At 68.4% G+C, this 17,956-nt stretch carries 15 protein-coding genes and 1 pseudogene; 10 read left to right on the forward strand and 6 right to left on the reverse strand.

Going from position 1 to position 17,956, the window contains the following annotated elements; translation table 11 throughout:
• The 4 genes from VLK61_RS01040 to VLK61_RS01055 form a co-directional block, all read left to right on the forward strand.
• Positions 1–216: replication/maintenance protein RepL (locus tag VLK61_RS01040; protein ID WP_325417382.1), on the forward strand; the 216-nt coding region annotated here is incomplete at its 5' end.
• A 150-nt stretch (positions 217–366) separates the two neighbouring features.
• Positions 367–1,275 (forward strand): amino acid ABC transporter substrate-binding protein, encoded by a 909-nt coding sequence (locus VLK61_RS01045; RefSeq protein WP_325417384.1) that lies wholly within the window; start codon positions 367–369, stop codon positions 1,273–1,275.
• A 22-nt stretch (positions 1,276–1,297) separates the two neighbouring features.
• The gene (locus VLK61_RS01050; protein ID WP_325417386.1) at positions 1,298–2,062 is read left to right on the forward strand and encodes an aspartate/glutamate racemase family protein; all 765 of its coding nucleotides are present in this window, start codon (positions 1,298–1,300) and stop codon (positions 2,060–2,062) included.
• A 6-nt stretch (positions 2,063–2,068) separates the two neighbouring features.
• On the forward strand, positions 2,069–3,352 hold the full coding sequence (locus VLK61_RS01055; protein ID WP_325417388.1) for an FAD-dependent oxidoreductase: 1,284 nt from the start codon (positions 2,069–2,071) through the stop codon (positions 3,350–3,352).
• 11 nt (positions 3,353–3,363) lie between these two features.
• On the opposite strand, the gene VLK61_RS01060 is transcribed toward VLK61_RS01055, so the two are convergent.
• On the reverse strand, positions 3,364–4,251 hold the full coding sequence (locus VLK61_RS01060) for a LysR family transcriptional regulator (protein WP_325417390.1): 888 nt from the start codon (positions 4,249–4,251) through the stop codon (positions 3,364–3,366).
• A 128-nt stretch (positions 4,252–4,379) separates the two neighbouring features.
• Between VLK61_RS01060 and VLK61_RS01065 the strand changes: the two genes are divergently transcribed.
• Positions 4,380–5,228: an alpha/beta hydrolase gene (locus VLK61_RS01065; RefSeq protein WP_325417392.1), complete on the forward strand. Its 849-nt coding sequence runs from the start codon at positions 4,380–4,382 to the stop codon at positions 5,226–5,228.
• A 124-nt stretch (positions 5,229–5,352) separates the two neighbouring features.
• Complete coding sequence (locus tag VLK61_RS01070) at positions 5,353–6,828, forward strand: M20 family metallopeptidase (RefSeq protein WP_325417393.1); 1,476 nt, start codon at positions 5,353–5,355, stop codon at positions 6,826–6,828.
• 73 nt (positions 6,829–6,901) lie between these two features.
• On the opposite strand, the gene VLK61_RS01075 is transcribed toward VLK61_RS01070, so the two are convergent.
• The gene (locus VLK61_RS01075) at positions 6,902–7,255 is read right to left on the reverse strand and encodes a DUF4148 domain-containing protein (RefSeq protein ID WP_325417395.1); all 354 of its coding nucleotides are present in this window, start codon (positions 7,253–7,255) and stop codon (positions 6,902–6,904) included.
• 115 nt (positions 7,256–7,370) lie between these two features.
• On the opposite strand from VLK61_RS01075, the gene VLK61_RS01080 reads away from it, so the two are divergent.
• Positions 7,371–8,378, forward strand: coding sequence for a LysR family transcriptional regulator (locus tag VLK61_RS01080; RefSeq protein WP_325417397.1), 1,008 nt, complete (start codon positions 7,371–7,373; stop codon positions 8,376–8,378).
• On the opposite strand, the gene VLK61_RS01085 is transcribed toward VLK61_RS01080, so the two are convergent.
• Entirely contained in the window at positions 8,365–9,435 is a 1,071-nt protein-coding gene (locus VLK61_RS01085) for an aminoglycoside phosphotransferase family protein (protein WP_325417399.1), read from the reverse strand. The two genes, VLK61_RS01080 and VLK61_RS01085, sit on opposite strands and share 14 nt — an antisense overlap.
• Before the next feature lie 87 nt (positions 9,436–9,522).
• Between VLK61_RS01085 and VLK61_RS01090 the strand changes: the two genes are divergently transcribed.
• From VLK61_RS01090 to rsmA, 3 genes are read left to right on the forward strand one after another with little or no spacing between them, the layout of a single operon-like run.
• A complete protein-coding gene (locus VLK61_RS01090) occupies positions 9,523–11,982 on the forward strand; it encodes an LPS-assembly protein LptD (RefSeq protein WP_325417401.1) in 2,460 nt (819 codons plus the stop codon).
• A gap of 9 nt (positions 11,983–11,991) precedes the next feature.
• Positions 11,992–13,365, forward strand: a complete 1,374-nt coding sequence (locus tag VLK61_RS01095) for a peptidylprolyl isomerase (protein ID WP_325417403.1) — start codon at positions 11,992–11,994, stop codon at positions 13,363–13,365.
• A 22-nt stretch (positions 13,366–13,387) separates the two neighbouring features.
• The gene (gene rsmA, locus VLK61_RS01100; protein ID WP_325417405.1) at positions 13,388–14,152 is read left to right on the forward strand and encodes a 16S rRNA (adenine(1518)-N(6)/adenine(1519)-N(6))-dimethyltransferase RsmA; all 765 of its coding nucleotides are present in this window, start codon (positions 13,388–13,390) and stop codon (positions 14,150–14,152) included.
• Positions 14,153–14,371: 219 nt separating this feature from the next.
• On the opposite strand, the pseudogene VLK61_RS01105 reads toward rsmA, so the two are convergent.
• From VLK61_RS01105 to VLK61_RS01115, 3 genes and pseudogenes are all read right to left on the reverse strand, one after another.
• Positions 14,372–14,761, reverse strand: a pseudogene (locus VLK61_RS01105) (barstar family protein); the annotation flags it as partial.
• Between the two features lie 49 nt (positions 14,762–14,810).
• Positions 14,811–15,158, reverse strand: a complete 348-nt coding sequence (locus tag VLK61_RS01110) for a ribonuclease domain-containing protein (RefSeq protein ID WP_414636737.1) — start codon at positions 15,156–15,158, stop codon at positions 14,811–14,813.
• A gap of 323 nt (positions 15,159–15,481) precedes the next feature.
• Positions 15,482–17,776 carry an NADP-dependent malic enzyme gene (locus VLK61_RS01115; RefSeq protein WP_325417407.1) on the reverse strand — a complete coding sequence of 765 codons (2,295 nt, stop codon included), beginning with the start codon at positions 17,774–17,776 and terminating at the stop codon, positions 15,482–15,484.
• Positions 17,777–17,956: the final 180 nt, after the last annotated feature.

The following is a 17,956-nucleotide window of genomic DNA, read 5'->3' on the forward strand; positions in this document are numbered from 1 at the left end:
TATGGCCGCATGGTGCGGGTGCTGATGGAGCTGTCCGATCCGGCGGGCGAGGAGCGCATCGTGCGCCAGCGCCTGACGCAGCAGGACATCGCCGAGCGCGTGGGCTCGTCGCGCGAGATGGTCAACCGCGTGCTGAAGGAGTTGAGCACCGGCGGTTATGTCTCGGTGCGCGACGGTCGGCACGTCATCCATCGCAAGCTGCCGGCCGCGTGGTGACCCGCTGGCGGCTCGCGCGGCGGGCAGGGCTCAGCATAAGCTGGCCTTATGGACGGCGGCGTTAACGCGATGGCCGCGGCCGCCGCCGCCCTCTAGCATCGGCGCTGTTCCCGGCCTCTGTCGTCGATTCGCCCCGAAAGGATTCATCGCATGCGTGCACCGACCTGTTCTGCCTTCGCGCTCACTTCCACCCTGGCGCTGTTGTTCTCGCTCGCCGTCCCGGCGTCGGCGCAGACGCCACCCACGCTGGACAAGGCCAAGGCCAGCGGCACGCTGACCGTGGCTTACCGCGAATCGTCGATCCCGTTTTCCTACCTCGGCGGCGATGCACAGCCCACCGGCTTCGGCTGGGAGATCTGCCAGCGCATCGTCAATGAGGTGAAGAAGTCCACTGGCCGTGCCGACCTGAAGGTGGCCACGCAATCCGTGACCTCGCAGAACCGCATCCCGCTGCTGGTCAACGGCACCATCGACATCGAATGCGGCTCGACCACCAACAACAGCGACCGCGCCAAGCAGGTGGCGTTTGCGATCAACTACTTCTACACCGGCACGCGGCTGCTGGTGAAGTCGGATTCGCCGATCAAGGCCATGGCCGACCTGAAGGGCAAGAAGGTCGTGTCCACCGCCGGCACCACCAACTACCAGGTGATGCGCAAGCTCAACGCCGACCGCAATCTCGGCTTCGACCTGCTGGCTGCCAAGGACCATGCCGAGTCGGCGCTGCTGGTGCAGTCGAGCCGCGCCGATGCCTTCGGCATGGACGACATCCTGCTGTACGGCTTGCGCGCCAGTGCGCAGAACCCGGCCGAGTTCGCGGTGGTGGGCGAAGCGATCCAGGTCGAGCCCTACGCCATCATGCTGCGCAAGGACGACCCGGCCTTCAAGAAGCTGGTCGATGACACGCTGGTCGCGCTGATCAAGAGCGGCGAATTCGAAACGCTGTACAAAAAGTGGTTCCAGTCGCCGATCCCGCCGAAGAACATCAACCTCGGCGCGCCGATGAGCCAGGAACTGCGCGACAACCTGAAGGCGCTGTCGGACAAGCCGGCGCTCTGAGCCCGACCCTCCGCTGCTGACCATGAACACGACCTTGGAGAACAAGGCGGGCGCCAGCCTGGGCGCGAGCCTGGGCATCGTGGGAGTGCTGGGCGGCATGGGGCCGCTGGCCACCATCGACTTCATGCACAAGATGCTGCGCGCGACGCCGGCGGCGTCCGACCAGGAGCATGTGCCGGTGGTCGTCAGCTCGATCCCGCAGGTGCCGGACCGCACGGCGGCCTGGCGCGGCGAGGGGGCTTCGCCGCTGGCCGCGATGCTGGCCAGCGGCCAGCGCCTGGCCGAGGCCGGTGCCGGGCTGGTGGTGATGCCCTGCAATACCGCGCACCTGTGGTTCGACGAGCTTCACGCTGCGCTGGGCCTGCCGATGCTGCACCTGGTGGACGTGGCGCTGGCCGAGGCGCTGGCGCTGGCCGGGCAGGGTGCCCGCATCGGCCTGCTGGCGACTGACGCGACCCTGGCCTCCGCGCTCTACCAGCAGCGCGAACTGGCACATGCCGACTTCCAGTGGCTGCTGCCGACCGTGCAGGAGCGGGCCGATCTGGTGATGCCCGGCATCGCCGCGGTGAAGGCCGGTGACCTGGCGCGCGGCGCGACGCTGCTGAATCAGGCCGCCGAAGCGCTGGCGCAACGCGGTGCGCAGGCCCTGGTGCTGGGCTGCACCGAGATTCCGCTGGTGCTGGGGCCGGTGAGCTCGCCGCTGCCGATGGTCGACGCCACGGCGGCGCTGGCACGGCGCGCGGTGGCCTGGTCGCTGGCGCAGCGCGAAGCGGCCCTGGCGGTCTGACGCCCGATGATCGCCAACACCTCCCGCGGCGCAGGCCGCCATGTGTGCATCGTCGGTGCCGGCATCATCGGCTGCGCCACGGCGATGGCCTTGTCGCGCGACGGCTGGCGGGTCACGCTGGTCGACGCGCAGGCCACGCCGGGGCAGGGCGAGACTCGGGCCAATGGTGCGCAGCTGAGCTACAGCTATGTCGAGCCGCTGGCCACGCCGGCGGCGCTGCGCGCGCTGCCGGGCTGGCTGCTGTCGGCCGACAGCCCCTTGCGCTGGCGGCCGCGCAACGACTGGGCGCATTGGCGCTGGCTCGCCGCTTTCGTCGCATCCTGCCGCTGGCCGCAGGTGCGCCGCACGACCGATGCGCTGCTGTCGCTGTCCGCCTTGAGCCGCGACACGCTGCAAAGCTGGCTGGACACGGTGCCTGGTCTGGCGGCGGGCACGCTGCACGCACGCCCCGGCAAGCTGGTGCTGTACCGCGATGCCGCCGCGCGGCCGAGCGTGCAGCGCCAGCTCGGCTGGCAGCGCGAGATGGGCTGCGTGCAGCGCGTCGTCGAAGCCGATGAGTGCCGCGCTCTGGAGCCCGCGTTGGCGGTGACCGGCGGCGGCGACATTGCGTTTGGGGTGTGGACCGACAGCGAAGCGGTGGTCGACGCGGCGCTGCTGGCCCAGGCCCTGGCGCGGGCCAGCGGCGCGATGATGCGGCTGGGCGACACGGCACTGCGCTTCGAGCAGCGCGACGGGCGGGTGCATGCGCTGCAGCTGTCGTCCACGCAGCGCATCGACGCCGATGCATTCGTGCTGGCCGCCGGCCCGGCTGCGCGTGCGCTGCTGCAAGCGCTGGGCTGGGCGCCGCTGGTCGAGCCGATCAAGGGCTACAGCATCACGCTGCCGGTGCTGGAGCCCAACGCGGCGCCGCGCGTCAGCGTCACCGACCAGGGCCGCAAGCTGGTCTACGCGCGCCTGGGCGAGCAGCTGCGCGTGGCCGGCTTTGCCGAGCTCTGCGGCACCGATCGTTCGCTGGACCCGCGCCGCATCGATGCGCTGTGCAAGGCCGTGCGCGAGACCTTTCCCGGCGCCTGCGGTTTCGACGACCCGAAGCCCTGGGTCGGCCTGCGGCCGGCCACGCCGGGCGGGCGGCCGCTGATCGGCGCCACGCGCTGGCCGGGGCTGTGGCTGAATGCCGGCCACGGGGCGCTGGGGTTGACGCTGGCCGGCGGCAGCGCGGCCTTACTAAGCAGCTTGATGGGCGGCCAGGCGCCGGCCATCGACCCGCTGCCGTACCGGCTGCCGGCTTGAACGCTCGGCGATCAGGGCTCGGCCGTCACCGCCCGCATCGCATCGACGAAATCGGCCACCGGCTGCGGCGAACGCAGGCCCTGCGGCAGCAATGCGCGGATCTCCACCGGCACCTCGGGCAGCAGCGTGCGCACATGCAGCGTGTCGTTGCGGCTGGCGCGGGCGGTGAAGGAATCGATGATCGCCGGGCCGAATCCTTGCTCGGCCAGCAGCATCGCGATGTGGTGGGTCTGCACGGTGATGCCGGCGCGCGGCACCAGGCCCAGCCGCGCCCACTGGTCGGCCAGCATGGTGCCCAGCGGGTCGCGCTCGTCGATGCGGATGAAGGGTCCACGCAGGATGTCTTCCAGCGCCACGGTGCTGCGCCGGTCGGCGCCACGGCTGCCGACTTTCGAGACGCACACCAGCCGGCCGGTGGCCACCGGCTCTTCGTGTAGCGCCGGATGCGGCGCGCTGCCGTAGACGATGCCGACATCGCCTTCCTGCAGCGCGATGGCGCGCGCGATCTCACGGGTATGCAAGGTCTGGATCGACACCGGCATGTCCGGGTAGCGCTGGCGAAAGCGCGCCAGCGCGGCCGGCAGCGCATGCACTGCGAGCGAGGGCACGATCAGGATGCGCAGCTGGCTGTCGGCCCCGCTGCGCAGCGCGGCGGCCAGGCGGCGCACCGATTCCAGCTGCGACATCAGCTTCTGCACCTCGGGCACCAGCGCCTGGGCCTCGCGCGTGGGCACCAGCCGGTTGCGCTGGCGCGTGAACAGCGCGTAGCCCAGTTGCAGCTCGGCATGCTGCAGCGCCTGCGTGACGGCCGGCTGCGTCACATGCAGCAGCCGCGCGGCGCCGCTGGCGCTGCCGGTGAGCATGATCGCGTTGAAGACCTCGATGTGTTTGAGCCGCATGGTCCCTGTCGGCCGCCGCGCGGCCCCCGCGACGATACTGCAGGCGCGCGCTGACCTGCCGCGCAGCGGCGGAGCCAGCACCGATTCCGAGGTGTCGACGGCGCCTGCCGCTTACCTACACTGCGCGCATGCAATCCCTCCACACCTCGGATCATCTGCCGCTGCACCTGCGGCAATGGCAGCTTGCCGATGGCGCGCGTGGCACGGTGTTGATCGTGCATGGCCTGGGCGAGCACATCGGGCGTTATCCGCATGTCGCGGCGCACCTGAACCGCTGCGGCTGGCATGTCGCCGGCTACGACCAGCGTGGCCATGGCGCGTCGGGCGGGCCGCGCGGCGCGATCGCGACGGACGACAGCTTGCTGGCCGATCTGGCGCTGGTCATCGATGCCACGCGGCAGCGCCACGGCGGCCCGCTGGTGCTGCTGGGCCACAGCATGGGTGGGCTGGTGGTCGGGCGCTTCGTTGCCGAAGGCTTGTCGGCCAAGCCTTCGTCCTGGTGGCGACCGGTGGACGCGCTGGTGATGTCGTCGCCGGCGCTGGACCCTGGCATGAACCTCTTCCAGAAGATGCTGCTCGGCGTGCTGGGCCCGCTGGCGCCAAACCTCGCGGTGGGCAACGGGCTGAACCCGGGCTGGGTGTCGCGTGACCCGGCGGTGGTGGCCGCCTACAAGAAGGACCCGCTGGTGCACGACCGCGTCTCGCCGCGGCTGGTGCGCTTCATCCTCGACGGCGGTGCCAGCGTCATCGCCCAGGCGCCGCGATGGCGCGTGCCGACGCAACTGCTGTATGCCGGCGCCGACCGCTGCGTGGCGCCGCGCGGCAGTGCGGCCTTTGCCGCTGCGGCGCCCAACGCAGTGCTACAGCACCAGCGCTACGAGGGCTTGTCACACGAGATCTTCAACGAGCCCGAGCAGGGCCGCGTGCTGGCCGACCTGGCCGCCTGGCTGGCGCCCCACGGCGCAGCGAGCGCCTGATCGCCCGGCATGCCGCTGCCGCCCGCAGGGTGATCGCGCAGGCGGTGGCGAAGCAGGCCAGCCGTGTTATTTTCCCGGGTCCCAGGCCGATTCACCCCTCACTGGTTGTGGAGCCACAAGCACCATGAACGCACGCGATCCCCTGCTGCCGCTGCAGCCCGACGAAGCCACCGCCCTGGCCACCTTCGCCAACCGGCGCTGGGACGAGGCCATCGTGCCGGCCTTGACCGACTACATCGGCATCCCCGCCAAGAGCCCGATGTTCGATGCCGACTGGCAAGCCCATGGCTACATCGAGCGGGTGATCCGCGACGCCGCGAGCTGGGTCGAAAGCCGCAAGGTCGCCGGGCTGACGCTCGAGGTGGTGCGGCTCGAAGGCCGCACGCCGGTGATCTTCTTCGAAGTGCCGTCGACCAAGCCCGGCTCCACCGACACGGTGGTGATGTACGGCCACCTCGACAAGCAGCCCGAGTTCAATGGTTGGCGCAACGACCTCGGGCCCTGGACGCCGAAGTACGAGAACGGCCTGCTCTACGGCCGTGGCGGCGCGGACGACGGCTACGCGGTGTACGCCGCGATCACCGCGATCGAAGCGCTGGATGCACAAGGCCTGCCGCACCCGCGCATCGTCGGCCTGATCGAGAGCTGCGAAGAAAGCGGCTCCTTCGACCTGCCGGCCTACCTGGATGTGCTGCGCCCGCGGCTGGGCCAGGTCAGCCTGGTGGCCTGCCTGGATTCCGGCGCCGGCAGCTACGACCAGCTGTGGCTGACCACCTCGCTGCGCGGCATGGTCTCGGGCGTGCTGAAGGTCGAGATCCTGACCGAGGGCATCCATTCGGGCGACGCCAGCGGCGTGGTGCCGTCGAGCTTCCGCATCTTGCGCCAGGTGCTGGACCGGCTGGAGGACTCGAAGACCGGTCAGCTGTTGCCCGAGAGCTTCCACTGCCGGGTGCCGGCGAACCGCGTGGCGCAGGCCCGCGCCGCCGCGGCGACGCTGGGCGACGAAGTGTGGAAGCGTTTCCCCTGGTCCTGCGGGGCCGATGGCGGCAATGCCTTGCCGACGACCACCGATCCGGTGGAAGTGCTGTTGAACCGCACGTGGCGGCCGACGCTGTCGGTCACCGGGGTCGACGGCTTTCCCGAGTTGCGCAGCGCCGGCAACGTGCTGCGGCCCTACACGGCGTTCAAGCTCTCGCTGCGGCTGCCGCCGCTGATCGACGGCAACGAGGCCTCGCTGAAGCTGAAGGCGCTGCTCGAAGACAACGCGCCCTACAACGCGCGGGTCACCTTCCAGGCCGATGGCCGCGCCGGCGCGCTGGGGGCCACCGGCTGGAATGCGCCGTCGCTGGCGCCGTGGATGGAAGGCGCGCTGAATGCCGCGTCACAGGCGCACTACGGCGCGCCGGTCGGCTACATCGGCCAGGGCGGCACGATCCCGCTGATGAACATGCTGCAGCAGGGCTTCCCGAAGGCGCAGATGCTGGTCTGCGGCGTGCTGGGCCCGAAGAGCAATGCCCACGGGCCCAACGAGTTCCTGCACGTGCCCTACGCCAAGCGCTTGACGGCGGCAGTGGCGCAGGTCATCGCCGCACACCCCTGAAACGACCCGCTGAAACGACCCTCTGAAACGACAGTGCGCGCTGAAGGCTCAGCGCGCACCTGGAGATGGGATATCAGCGAACCGCGGCCAGCGTCGTGACGGGCCGCGCGTGGGTGCGCGTCGGCTGCAGCGAAGCCAGTTCGAATTCGCCGGCCGGTTGCAGTTCACCGCGGCTGCGGGCGGCCAGCACCTCGGCCTTCACGCTGCTGCGGGGCAGCACGGTGGTGGGCGCGTTCACGCTGTAGGAGGTGATTTCTCCGGCGGCCAGCAGCTGATGGGCCTGGATGGCTTGGCGCAGCTCGGCAATCACTTCGCTGCGACTCACGGTCGAGCCGGCAGGGATGGTGTCCAGCGTCGGGTCATCGGCCAGTGCGGCGGTGGTGGACAAGGCAGCCAGCGTGGCAGCGATCAGGTGACGAGCGTTCATGGTGGGGTTCCTATTCACATCGGTGATTCGATGGGTCAGACTTTAGGTGTTCGTGTATTGCGAATAAATGCCTTGAGGATCAAAACGGCATTGCGTAAAGACGAATAATCGGCCGATGGACCAGCTCAAAGCCATGCGGGTGTTTGCCCGCGTCATCGATGAAGGCGGCTTTGCCGCGGCGGCCCGCGCTATGGACCTGGCGCCGGCCGTGGTCACCCGGCTCATCGCCGAGCTTGAGGCCCACCTGGGCGCGCGGCTGCTGAACCGCACGACACGGCGCATCGGACTCACCGAGGTCGGCGAGGCCTTCCTTGAGCGGGCGCGCCGCATCCTCGGCGAGGTGGAAGAAGCCGAGGCGCTGGCCGGCGCGGCGACCAGCGAACCGCGCGGCCACCTGCGGGTGCTGGTGCCGCCGGCGCTGGCGGTGCACCAGCTGGCCAAGCACCTGCCGCGCTTTCACCGGCAGTACCCGCAGGTCACCATCGAGCTGCATTCGCCGGGCCCGGTGGAGACCATGGACGACAGCTTCGACCTGACCTTGCTGCACTCTCGCAAGCCCCTGGACGGCGATTTCGTCGCGCGCCGACTGGCCCGCACCGAAGTGATCCTGTGCGCGGCGCCGGAGTACCTGGAAAAGCGCGGCCGGCCGCAGCATCCGAACGACTTGCAGCAGCACGACACGCTGCTGCCGCCGATCTCCGAGCTGCAGCGCGGCATCACCTTCCACACCGGCGACTGGGGCGACGACGAACCGGCCGGCGAGGCCGTGACACTGGTGCCCAGGCGCCCGGTGCTGAGCACCTCGCACACCGACACGATGTACGCCGCCGCGCTGCACGGGCTGGGCATCTCGGGCCTGCCCTCGTTCTTGATCGAGGACGCGCTGCTCGAACATGCGCTGGAGCGTGTGCTGCCCGAGTGGCGGCTGTTCTCGATGACGCTGTGGGCCACGCTGCCCACGCGCAAGCACCTGCCGGCGCGCACCCGGGCCTTCCTCGATTTCCTGTTGACGATCTTCGGCGGCGAGGACCGCGACCCCTGGCTGGCCGCCGCGGGGTGCGAAACGAAACGATCTGACTGCGCGATGCGGCAAGCCGGCGCGCAAACGGCTATCGCATCGTGAAGCCGGTCGTGACGAGCGGGCCGGTCATCGGCTCGATCAAGGCGATCAGCGGCTTCAGCTCGCGATAGCGCAGCGCCACCTTGGTGACGTAGGCAAAGAAGCGCGGCAGGTCGGCGCTGTAGCGCGGTTTGCCGTCACGGTGCTTCAGCCGGCAGAAGATGCCCAGCACCTTCAGATGCCGCTGCAACCCCATCCATTCCAGGGCGCGCCAGCATTCGCCGAAGTCGCTCTCCATTGCATGGCCGGCCAGCAGGCCGGCGGAACGCGCCTGCTGCCACCAGCGCACGGCCCAGTCGATCTCACGGTCTTCGTCCCAGGACAGGAAGGCGTCGCGCAGCAGCGAGGCGATGTCGTAGGTCACCGGTCCACACACCGCGTCCTGGAAGTCCAGGATGCCGGGGTTCGGCTCGGTGACCATCAGGTTGCGCGGCATCCAGTCGCGGTGCACTGCCAGTTGCGGCTGGGCCAGCGCACTGCCGATCAGCAACTCACAGATGCGCTGCCATTGCTGGTGTTGCGCCGGTGTCCAGCGGATGTTGTGCTCGCGCGCGACGCACCAGGTGTCGAACAGCGACAGTTCGCGCTGCAGCAGCGGGCTGTCGTAAGCCGGCAGGCCGTTGGTGTCCATGCGTTGTTGCAGCTGCACCAGCGCGTTCACCGCGTCCCGCATCAGCGCGTCGGCCTGCGCCGTGCTGGCGGTCTGCAAGGCGTCCAAATACAGCGTCTGGCCCAGGTCGGCCAGCAGCACGAAGCCGTGCTCGGCATCGGTGGCCAGCACCTCGGGTGCATGCAGGCCCGCGGCCTGGAGGCGTTGCGCGATGTCGACGAAGGGCCGCACATCCTCTTGCGGTGGTGGAGCGTCCATCACGATCAGCGAGCGCCGCGCGCCCGTCAGCCGGAAGTAGCGGCGAAAGCTGGCATCGGCCGACGCCGGCGCCAGGCTGGCGGCGTCGAGCGCGAAGCGTTCACACAGCGGGGCCAGCCAGGCCCGGAAGGCGGTTTCGCGCTGGGCATCGGGCCAGGCGATCAGGGAAGGGGGGGCGGCGGCAGCAGGCATGAGGCTGAAGGCCCTCGTGGATAATCGATCGATTCTACGAATGGCCGGCGCCCGAGTCCGCCCGTCGTCGGGTGCCTGGCAGCGTACATGCGGGGCACCGCTCCGTTTCCTGCCAACTACGTGCCGCTGCCCTCCTGCGTCCGACCCTCGCTGCGCTGCTTCAGCCTGTCCGCCCTGGCACTGGCCGCCGTGGCGACCGTGCGTGCGCAGCAGCCCGCGGTGCCGGCTTCCGCGCCGGCGGTGCCTGCGGCGTCGCAGCCGCCGCTGCCCGCTGCATCGCAGCCGCTGCCCGCTGCATCGCAGCCGCTGCATTTACAGCCCAGCACCTCGCTGGCCCCCGTCCCCCGCGGCGAGCAGGTGCGCCAGCGGCCGGTGATCCTGATGGCCGACGAGCTGCGCGCCCGGCCCGACTTGGACGCGGTGGCCGAGGGCCATGTCGAATTCCGCCGGGCAGGCACGGTGATCCGCGCCGACCGCCTGACCTACGACAGCCCGGAGGACCTGGCGGTGGCCCGCGGCCGGGTGCAGGTCCTGCGGGAAGGCAGCATCTTCCGCGGCCCTGAATTGCAACTGAGGGTGCAGCGCTTCGAAGGCTTCTTCCTGCAGCCGGAGTTCGAGTTGCCGCTGCTGGGTGCAGGCGGGCGCGCCGATCGCGTCGATTTTCTCGACTCGTCTCGCTCGCAGCTGAGCAATGCCGTTTATTCCAGCTGCCCGCGCGACGGCTCAGGTGACCCCGACTGGCTGCTGCGTGCCAGCCGCGTGCGGCTCGACCTCGACACCAACGAAGGCCGGGCCGAAGGCGCCGTGCTGCAGTTCCTGGGCGTGCCCATCCTCGGCCTGCCGGTGTTGAGCTTTCCGCTGAGCGACGACCGCAAGTCGGGCTGGCTGCCGCCGAACGTCGGGCTGGACAGCCGCAGCGGCTTCGAACTCAGCATGCCCTACTACTGGAACATCGCGCCGAACCGCGATGCAACGATCACGCCGACGCTGCTGACGCGCCGCGGCCCGGGGGTCGGCGCCGAATTCCGCTACCTGGAGCCGCGCGACAGCGGCAAGCTCAACCTCGACCTGCTGCCGAACGACCGGCTGACCGGCGGGGCGCGCTGGGCCTGGACCTTCGACCATGACGGCAGCCTGCGCAACGACTGGCGCTACCGCGCGAACCTGTTCCGCGTCTCCGACGATGCCTACTGGGAAGACTTTCCGCGCGGGATCCACAGCATCACGCCGCGCCTGTTGCCGCTGGATCTACAAGCCGAGCGCACGCTGCAGACATCGCTGGGCCCGGCCCGGCTCTATGCCCGTGCTCTGCAGTGGCAGGTGCTGACGGCCCGCGACCTGACGGCTGCGATCATCGCGCCCTACCAGCGCAGCCCCCAGTTGGGCGTGAGGCTGCAGCCAGTGCTCGGCGGCGGACTGAACGCCAGTGCCGAAACCGAAGTCAACCGCTTCACGCGGCCGGAAGTCGGTGGCGTGACCGACGACGCACTGACTGGCTGGCGCTGGCATGCGTTGACACAACTCAGCCGCCGCTGGGGCGACGGCAACTGGTGGCTGACCCCCAAACTGGCCGTGAATGCGGCGAGTTATGCCACCGACCAGGCAATGAGCGATGGCCGCACGCGGGCCAGCCGGGTGATCCCGACGCTGAGCGTGGACACCGGCATGGTCTTCGAGCGCAACAGCCGCTGGTTCGGCCAGGCCCAGCGCCAGACGCTGGAGCCGCGGCTGCTGTACGTCAACACCGCCTACCGCGACCAGAGCCGCCTGCCGAACTTCGACTCGGGCGACCGCGATTTCAACCTGGTCTCGCTGTACGGCGAGAACACCTTCTCCGGCATCGACCGCGTGGCCGATGCGCACCAGCTCACCGCCGGCGTGGTCACCCGCTGGCTGGATGCCAACACCGGTGCCGAAACCATGCGCCTGGGCCTGGCGCAACGCGTGCGCTTCCGCGATCAGCGCGTCACGCTGGACGCGGGCAGTGAGCCGCTGACGCAACGCCTGTCCGACGTCCTGTTCGAAGGTTCGACGGCGCTGGTGCCGCATTGGCACTTCGATGCGGCCGTGCAGTACAACCCGGACAGCAAACGCACCGTGCGGGCCAGCGGCACGGTGCTGTATTCACCGGGGCCGTTCCGCACCTTGAGCGCCAGCTACTCACTGGCCCGCGGCCTGTCTGAGCAGCTGTCGCTCGGCTGGCAGTGGCCGGTCTATCGGGGCACGGCCAGACCGGTGGGGGCGTCCTCGGGCTGCGGCGGCACGCTCTACGCGGTCGGCCGCATGAACTACAGCATGACCGACAGCCGCATCACCGGCGCGATCGCCGGGCTGGAATACGATGCCGGTTGCTGGATTGGCCGCATCGTCGCTGAACGCACCTCCACCGGCAGCAACAATGCCACCACCGTGCTGCACTGGCAGCTGGAGTTCGTCGGCCTGTCCCGCCTGGGCACCAACACGCTCCAGGTGTTGAAGGACAATATCCCCGGCTACCGGCTGCTGCGCGACCCGCGCACCGCTGCGCCGCTGACTGCCGAACCGTGATCGCCTGCCATGACTGATTTTGCTGACCGTTTCTTCCGTGCCGGTGTTCGACGAGGCCGCTGGTGTGTCCGCCAGGGCAGCCGGTTCGTGTTGGCGCTGGGCGCCGCGGCGCTGCTGCTGCCGGCCTTGGCGCAAACACCCCAGACACCCAGGGTGGCCCGCAATGGCGACTACATCGTCGCGGTGGTCAATACCGAGTTGGTCACCGCGGTCGAGGTCGAGCAGCGCCTCGTGCGCACACGGGCCGATGCCCAACGCGGCGGTGCCCGCCTGCCGGCCGAGGAGGCCTTGCGCAAGCAGGTGCTGGACTCGCTGATCGACGAGCGGGTGCAGAGCACCTACGCCCGTGAAAGCGGCGCGCGCATCGACGATGTCGAGCTCGACCGCGCCGTGGCCAACATCGCCTCGCAGAATCAGTTGACGCCGGCCCAGTTGCGTGATCGGGTAAAGGCCGACGGCATGGACTACACGCGCTTTCGCAACAACCTGCGCGACCAGATGATGGTCGAGCGGGTGCGCGAACGCGAGGTCACCTCGCGCATCCGCATCTCCGACGCCGACATCGACCGCGTGCTCGACCAGCAGCGTGCCGAAGCCGCGGGCGACCAGGAGTTGAACCTGGCGCAGATCCTGATCACCGTGCCCGAAGGCGCCAACGACGCGGTGGTGGCACAGCGGCGCGCCCTGATGGATCAGGTCGTCAAACGGGCGCGAGCCGGCGAGGATTTCGGCAAGCTCGCGCGTGAGCTGTCAGAGGACGGCAACCGCGCTGCCGGCGGCGAAATCGGCCTGCGGCCGCAACGGCGGCTGCCGGACCTGTTCGTCGACGCAACACGCGGCGTGGCGGCGGGCCAGGTCATCGCGCAACCGGTGCGCAGCTCGGCCGGCTTCCACCTGCTCAAGGTGCTGGCCCGCCAGGATGGCGACGCCTTCAAGGTGACGCAGACGCATGCCCGCCACATCCTGATGCGGGTGACCGATCGTTCATCGGTGCAGGCGGTGTCGACGCGGCTCGAACAACTGCGACGCCAGGTCGAGCGCAATGAGCGCAAGTTCGAGGACCTGGCGCGTGAACTCTCCGAAGACGGCACTGCGCCCCAGGGCGGCGATCTGGGCTGGACCTCGCCGGGCAGTTTCGTGCCCGAGTTCGAGGAGGCAATGAACAAGCTGCCGATCGGCGCGATCTCCGCGCCGGTGGTGTCGCGTTTCGGCGTGCACCTGATCCAGGTGACCGAGCGCCGCAACGTCACGCAGGACCCCAAGGAAGTGCGTGATCAGGCCCGCAACATGCTGCGTGAGCAGAAGTTCGAGCAGGCCTACATCGACTGGACCAAGGATCTGCGGCTGCGCGCCTACATCGAGATGCGGGAACCGCCTCAGTGAGCGCACGCGGCGGCCTGCGCTGATGGCCCACATTGCGCGCAAGCGATTCGGCCAGCACTTCCTGGTCGACCAGGGGCTGATCCACAACATCGTGCGGGCGATCGACCCGCGGCCTGGCGAGGCGCTGGTCGAAATCGGCCCCGGCCTGGGCGCGCTGACGCAGCCGGTGCTCGAGCGCTGCGGCGCGCTGACGGTGATCGAGCTCGACCGCGACCTGGCCGCGCGCTGGCGGCAGCGGCAAGGCATCACGGTGATCGAGTCGGACGTGCTGAAGGTGGATTTCCAGGCCCTCGCTGCGGGGTTTGACGCGCCGCTGCGCGTCATTGGCAACCTGCCCTACAACATCTCCACGCCGATCCTGTTCCACCTGCTGGCGGCCGCACCGCAGGTCCAGGATCAGCACTTCATGCTGCAGAAGGAAGTGGTCGAGCGCATGGCCGCGTCGCCGGGAGGCAAGGACTACGGGCGCTTGTCGGTGATGCTGCAATGGCGCTATCGCATCGAGGCCGTGCTCGACGTGCCGCCCGAAGCCTTCGACCCGCCACCGCGCGTGGATTCCGCAGTGGTGCGCATGCAGCCTCTGCGGCCTGCGCCGGAACTGGACGCGGAGCTGTTGCAGACGCTGGTGACGGTGGCTTTTTCACAGCGCCGCAAGCTGCTACGCCACACCTTGGGCCGCTGGCTCGAGCAACGGGGCTTCAGCGGTGCGTTCGACGTTCAGCGCCGGGCCGAAGAGGTGCCGGTGGCCGAATACCTGGCTTTGGCGCGAAGCCTGGCCAAGGCATGAAAAAGCGGCCCGCGGGCCGCTGATCCATCAAGCGCGAGGCCTTGTTCAGGCCGCGCTGAGCCACATCGCGGTATCGAAGGCGCTGCTCATCATCGGCATGTTCATGCCGAAATTCGGATTGGTGCCGTTCTTGGACACCGCCTTCGGCGCCGGCTTTTCTTGCGCCGGTGCCACTTCAACCCGTTCCCAGGCACTGGTTTCGGCGCTGCGCGCCACCGCGAAGGAATAGAAGCAGCGGAAGGGCACACGCCGCTCGGCCCAGAAATCGGCGGCGTCGCGGAACACGTCGAGCAATTGCTCGCGCGCTTCGCGGTCGAACTTGGCGTTGTCGGGCAACTGCTCCAGCACCACGACAAAGCCCGGCTGCGAACCGGCGCGATGCACCAGATCGGTCATGCAGTCGAACAGCGCATCGAGGTTCTTGCCGAAATGCGATGGAAACAAGAAGGACTCGGCAATTTTCTCCAGCACGTCCTGCTTCGATTGCGCATCGATCAGGTTGGCATACAGGAAATGCTGGCCGGCACCTTCGGCGGCTTGCATCAGGTCTTCGACGCGGTAGGCGCGGATCGCCTGGACGATATTGGGACGGACGGTCTGCAGCAGCATGGTCGCGTTCCTCCGGATGTCAAAAAGCTGTTGTCCTTCGATGCGACGATCACTGGGCAATGAACTTGAAACTTGCATAGTGGTCGTCGCTGTAATAACAGGCCTCAGGGTGGCTCGGTTGACTGCCGCCGCACACGATGCGCCTGGCGCCACGGTTGTGTGAACCGGGCGTGGGCACCGTGTACTCACGGTAGTGGCCGCGCGCGCGTCGGGGCAGCAGGCGCTCCCGATTGCCGAAAACCGTGCCGTCCTTGCCGTAGGGGAAAGGGCCGCCGGTGCGGATCAATCGGTGCGTTTGCTGGGCCTCGGGCGGCAAGGCCGACACAGCCACCGTGGCTGTGTCGTCAACCGACTTTTTGGCTTGAACCGCTGGGCCGGCTAACGCCGACACTGCGATGATCGAAGCGAGCCCTAACCTTCTTAGCGACCCCAGCAACGATGACCGTGCGGTCCAATCCACGGGATTACCCTGAACTCTGAATGAGTCATGGTACCGGAATGGCCCGCGAAACTCAAGCCGGCTGCCTCAAATTTGGGCAACGCGGCACGGGATTGAGTGGGTGCTCACCACCGAAGTAATCCCTTAAAAATCAACAAAAGTCGAGTTGTCAAGAGGGCGTTCGCGAGGACGATGAAAAAATCCGCTTCGGCTTCATCGGCAAAACGCACCGAGTTGGTGAAGTGAGCAATTCGATGCAATTTGCAACTTTTCCCAATGGCTCAGCGTGCCGCGTTGGCGTCTGCAACCGTCAGCGCCGTCATGTTGACAATGCGCCGAACGGTTGCTGAAGGCGTCAGGATGTGCGCGGGTTTGGCCGCGCCCAGCAGCACCGGGCCGATGGCGATGCCGCCGCCGGCGGCGGTCTTCAGCAGGTTGTAGGCGATGTTCGCGGCGTCGATATTCGGCAGCACCAGCAGGTTGGCTTCGCCGGTCAGTGTCGAACGCGGCATCAGCTCGCCGCGGTAGCCGGCGTCCAGCGCGGCATCACCATGCATTTCGCCATCGACCTCCAGCCAGGGAGCGGCCTCGCGGATCAGCGCCAGCGCCTCGCGCATCTTGATCGCCGAGGGCTTGTCGCTGGAGCCGAAATTGGAATGTGACAGCAGCGCGGCCTTGGGCTGCACGCCGATGCGCAACATTTCTTCGGCCGCCATCACGGTGATCTCGCACACTTGCGCCGCGGTCGGGTCGTAGTTGATGTGCGTGTCGACGAGGAAGACCTGCCGCCCGGGCAGGATCAGCCCGTTCATGCAGGCGTAAGTCTGCACCCCCGCGCGCCGGCCGATGATCTGGTCGATGTGCGCCAGGTGCTGCTGTGTGCTGCCCCAGGTGCCGCAGATCATGCCGTCGACCTCGCCCTTGTGCAGCAGCATGCTGGTGATCAGGGTCAGGCGGCGCCGCATCTCGATCTTCGCGAACTGCTCGGTGACCCCCCTGCGCTCGGTGAGCCGGTGATAGGTTTGCCAGTAGTCGCGGTAGCGCGGGTCGTCGTCGATGTTGACGACTTCGTAGTCGCGACCCTTTTGCAGGCGCAAACCGTATTTCGCGATGCGCCGCTCGATGATGCTCGCGCGGCCCACCAGCCAGGGTCGGGCCAGGCCTTCGTCGACCACCACCTGCACGGCACGCAGCACGCGCCGGTCTTCGCCTTCGGCAAAGGCCACGTTCTTGCGCTCGGCGCGCTTGGCGACGCTGAAGATCGGCTTCATCGTCTGGCCCGAGGCATAGACGAAGCTTTGCAGCTTCTCGACATAGGCCTCGTAGTCGGTCACCGGCCGTGCCGCCACGCCCGACTCGACCGCTGCCCGCGCCACGGCCGGCGCGATCATCGTCATCAGCCGGGGATCGAAGGGCTTGGGAATCAAGTACTCCGGGCCGAAGCTCAGCGTCGCGTCGGCATAGGCCGCGGCCACCACATCACTCTGTTCGGCCTGGGCCAACTCGGCGATCGCGCGCACTGCAGCGATTTCCATCGCATCGGTGATCGTCGTGGCGCCCGAATCGAGCGCGCCGCGGAAGATGTACGGGAAACACAGGACGTTGTTGACCTGGTTCGGGTAATCGGTGCGGCCAGTGGCCATGATGGCGTCGTCGCGCACCGCCTTGACTTCCTCGGGCATGATTTCCGGCGTCGGGTTGGCCAGCGCGAAGATCAGCGGCCGCGCGGCCATGCTCTTGACCGCTGCGGCCTTCAGCACGCCGCCGGCCGACAGGCCGAGGAACACGTCGGCCCCCACCATCACTTCAGCCAGGGTGCGTGCCGAGGTTTCTTGCGCGAACTCGATCTTGTCCGGGTCCATCAGTTCGGTGCGGCCCTTCCAGACCACGCCGGCCAGGTCGGTGACGAAGATGTTCTTTTTCGGCAGCCCCATCTTGAGCAGCAGGTTCAGGCAGGCCAGCGCCGCGGCGCCGGCGCCGGAGGTGACGAGCTTGACCTCGTCGATGCGCTTGCCGACGACCTTCAGCCCGTTCAACAAGGCCGCGCCGACGACGATGGCCGTGCCATGCTGATCATCATGGAAGACCGGAATGTTCATGCGCTCGCGCAGCTTGCGCTCGACGTAGAAGCAGTCCGGCGCCTTGATGTCCTCGAGGTTGACGCCCCCGAAGGTGGGTTCCAGCGCGGCAATGATGTCGACCAGCTTGTCGACGTCGCGCTCATTGAGTTCCAGGTCGAAGACGTCGATGCCGGCGAACTTCTTGAACAGCACCGCCTTGCCTTCCATCACCGGCTTGGAGGCCAGCGGACCGATGTCGCCCAGGCCCAGCACGGCGGTGCCGTTGGTGATGACGGCCACCAGGTTGCCGCGCGAGGTGTAGCGGAAGGCATTCGCCGGATCGGCGACGATCTCTTCGCAGGCCGCGGCCACGCCGGGTGAATAAGCCAGTGCCAGATCCCGCTGGTTCAGCACCTGCTTGGTCGCCGCGATGGCCACCTTGCCCGGCGTCGGGAACTCGTGGTACTCGAGGGCGGCGCGCCGCAGTTCGGTTCGTTTTTCTTCGTAGCTGTCCATGGTCTGGCACTCCTCGGGCGGGGTCGGGATTCTAGGAGCCGGGGCCGCCGCAGCAAAGCGGGATGCGCCGGTGCGGCAACGCTGCATCGGCATGACACCATGCTGCCTTGGCATGCGATGCAGGGCCGGGCGCGGCACCCGCAGTGTGAATCGACGGCGGTGCCGCGCCCATGCGCGAAA

Origin of the sequence: Aquabacterium sp. (assembly GCF_035476535.1) — a bacterium.
Classification (GTDB): domain Bacteria; phylum Pseudomonadota; class Gammaproteobacteria; order Burkholderiales; family Burkholderiaceae_C; genus Pseudaquabacterium.

Bases quoted from the DNA above. Each gene is read 5' to 3' on its own strand.
- VLK61_RS01115 (WP_325417407.1), bottom strand. From the start codon at position 17,776: ATGGACAGCTACGAAGAAAAACGAACCGAACTGCGGCGCGCCGCCCTC.
- rsmA (WP_325417405.1), top strand. From the start codon at position 13,388: ATGGCCCACATTGCGCGCAAGCGATTCGGCCAGCACTTCCTGGTCGAC.
- VLK61_RS01050 (WP_325417386.1), top strand. From the start codon at position 1,298: ATGAACACGACCTTGGAGAACAAGGCGGGCGCCAGCCTGGGCGCGAGC.
- VLK61_RS01055 (WP_325417388.1), top strand. From the start codon at position 2,069: ATGATCGCCAACACCTCCCGCGGCGCAGGCCGCCATGTGTGCATCGTC.
- VLK61_RS01075 (WP_325417395.1), bottom strand. From the start codon at position 7,255: ATGAACGCTCGTCACCTGATCGCTGCCACGCTGGCTGCCTTGTCCACC.
- VLK61_RS01090 (WP_325417401.1), top strand. From the start codon at position 9,523: ATGCGGGGCACCGCTCCGTTTCCTGCCAACTACGTGCCGCTGCCCTCC.
- VLK61_RS01065 (WP_325417392.1), top strand. From the start codon at position 4,380: ATGCAATCCCTCCACACCTCGGATCATCTGCCGCTGCACCTGCGGCAA.
- VLK61_RS01060 (WP_325417390.1), bottom strand. From the start codon at position 4,251: ATGCGGCTCAAACACATCGAGGTCTTCAACGCGATCATGCTCACCGGC.
- VLK61_RS01070 (WP_325417393.1), top strand. From the start codon at position 5,353: ATGAACGCACGCGATCCCCTGCTGCCGCTGCAGCCCGACGAAGCCACC.
- VLK61_RS01095 (WP_325417403.1), top strand. From the start codon at position 11,992: ATGACTGATTTTGCTGACCGTTTCTTCCGTGCCGGTGTTCGACGAGGC.
- VLK61_RS01085 (WP_325417399.1), bottom strand. From the start codon at position 9,435: ATGCCTGCTGCCGCCGCCCCCCCTTCCCTGATCGCCTGGCCCGATGCC.
- VLK61_RS01080 (WP_325417397.1), top strand. From the start codon at position 7,371: ATGGACCAGCTCAAAGCCATGCGGGTGTTTGCCCGCGTCATCGATGAA.
- VLK61_RS01045 (WP_325417384.1), top strand. From the start codon at position 367: ATGCGTGCACCGACCTGTTCTGCCTTCGCGCTCACTTCCACCCTGGCG.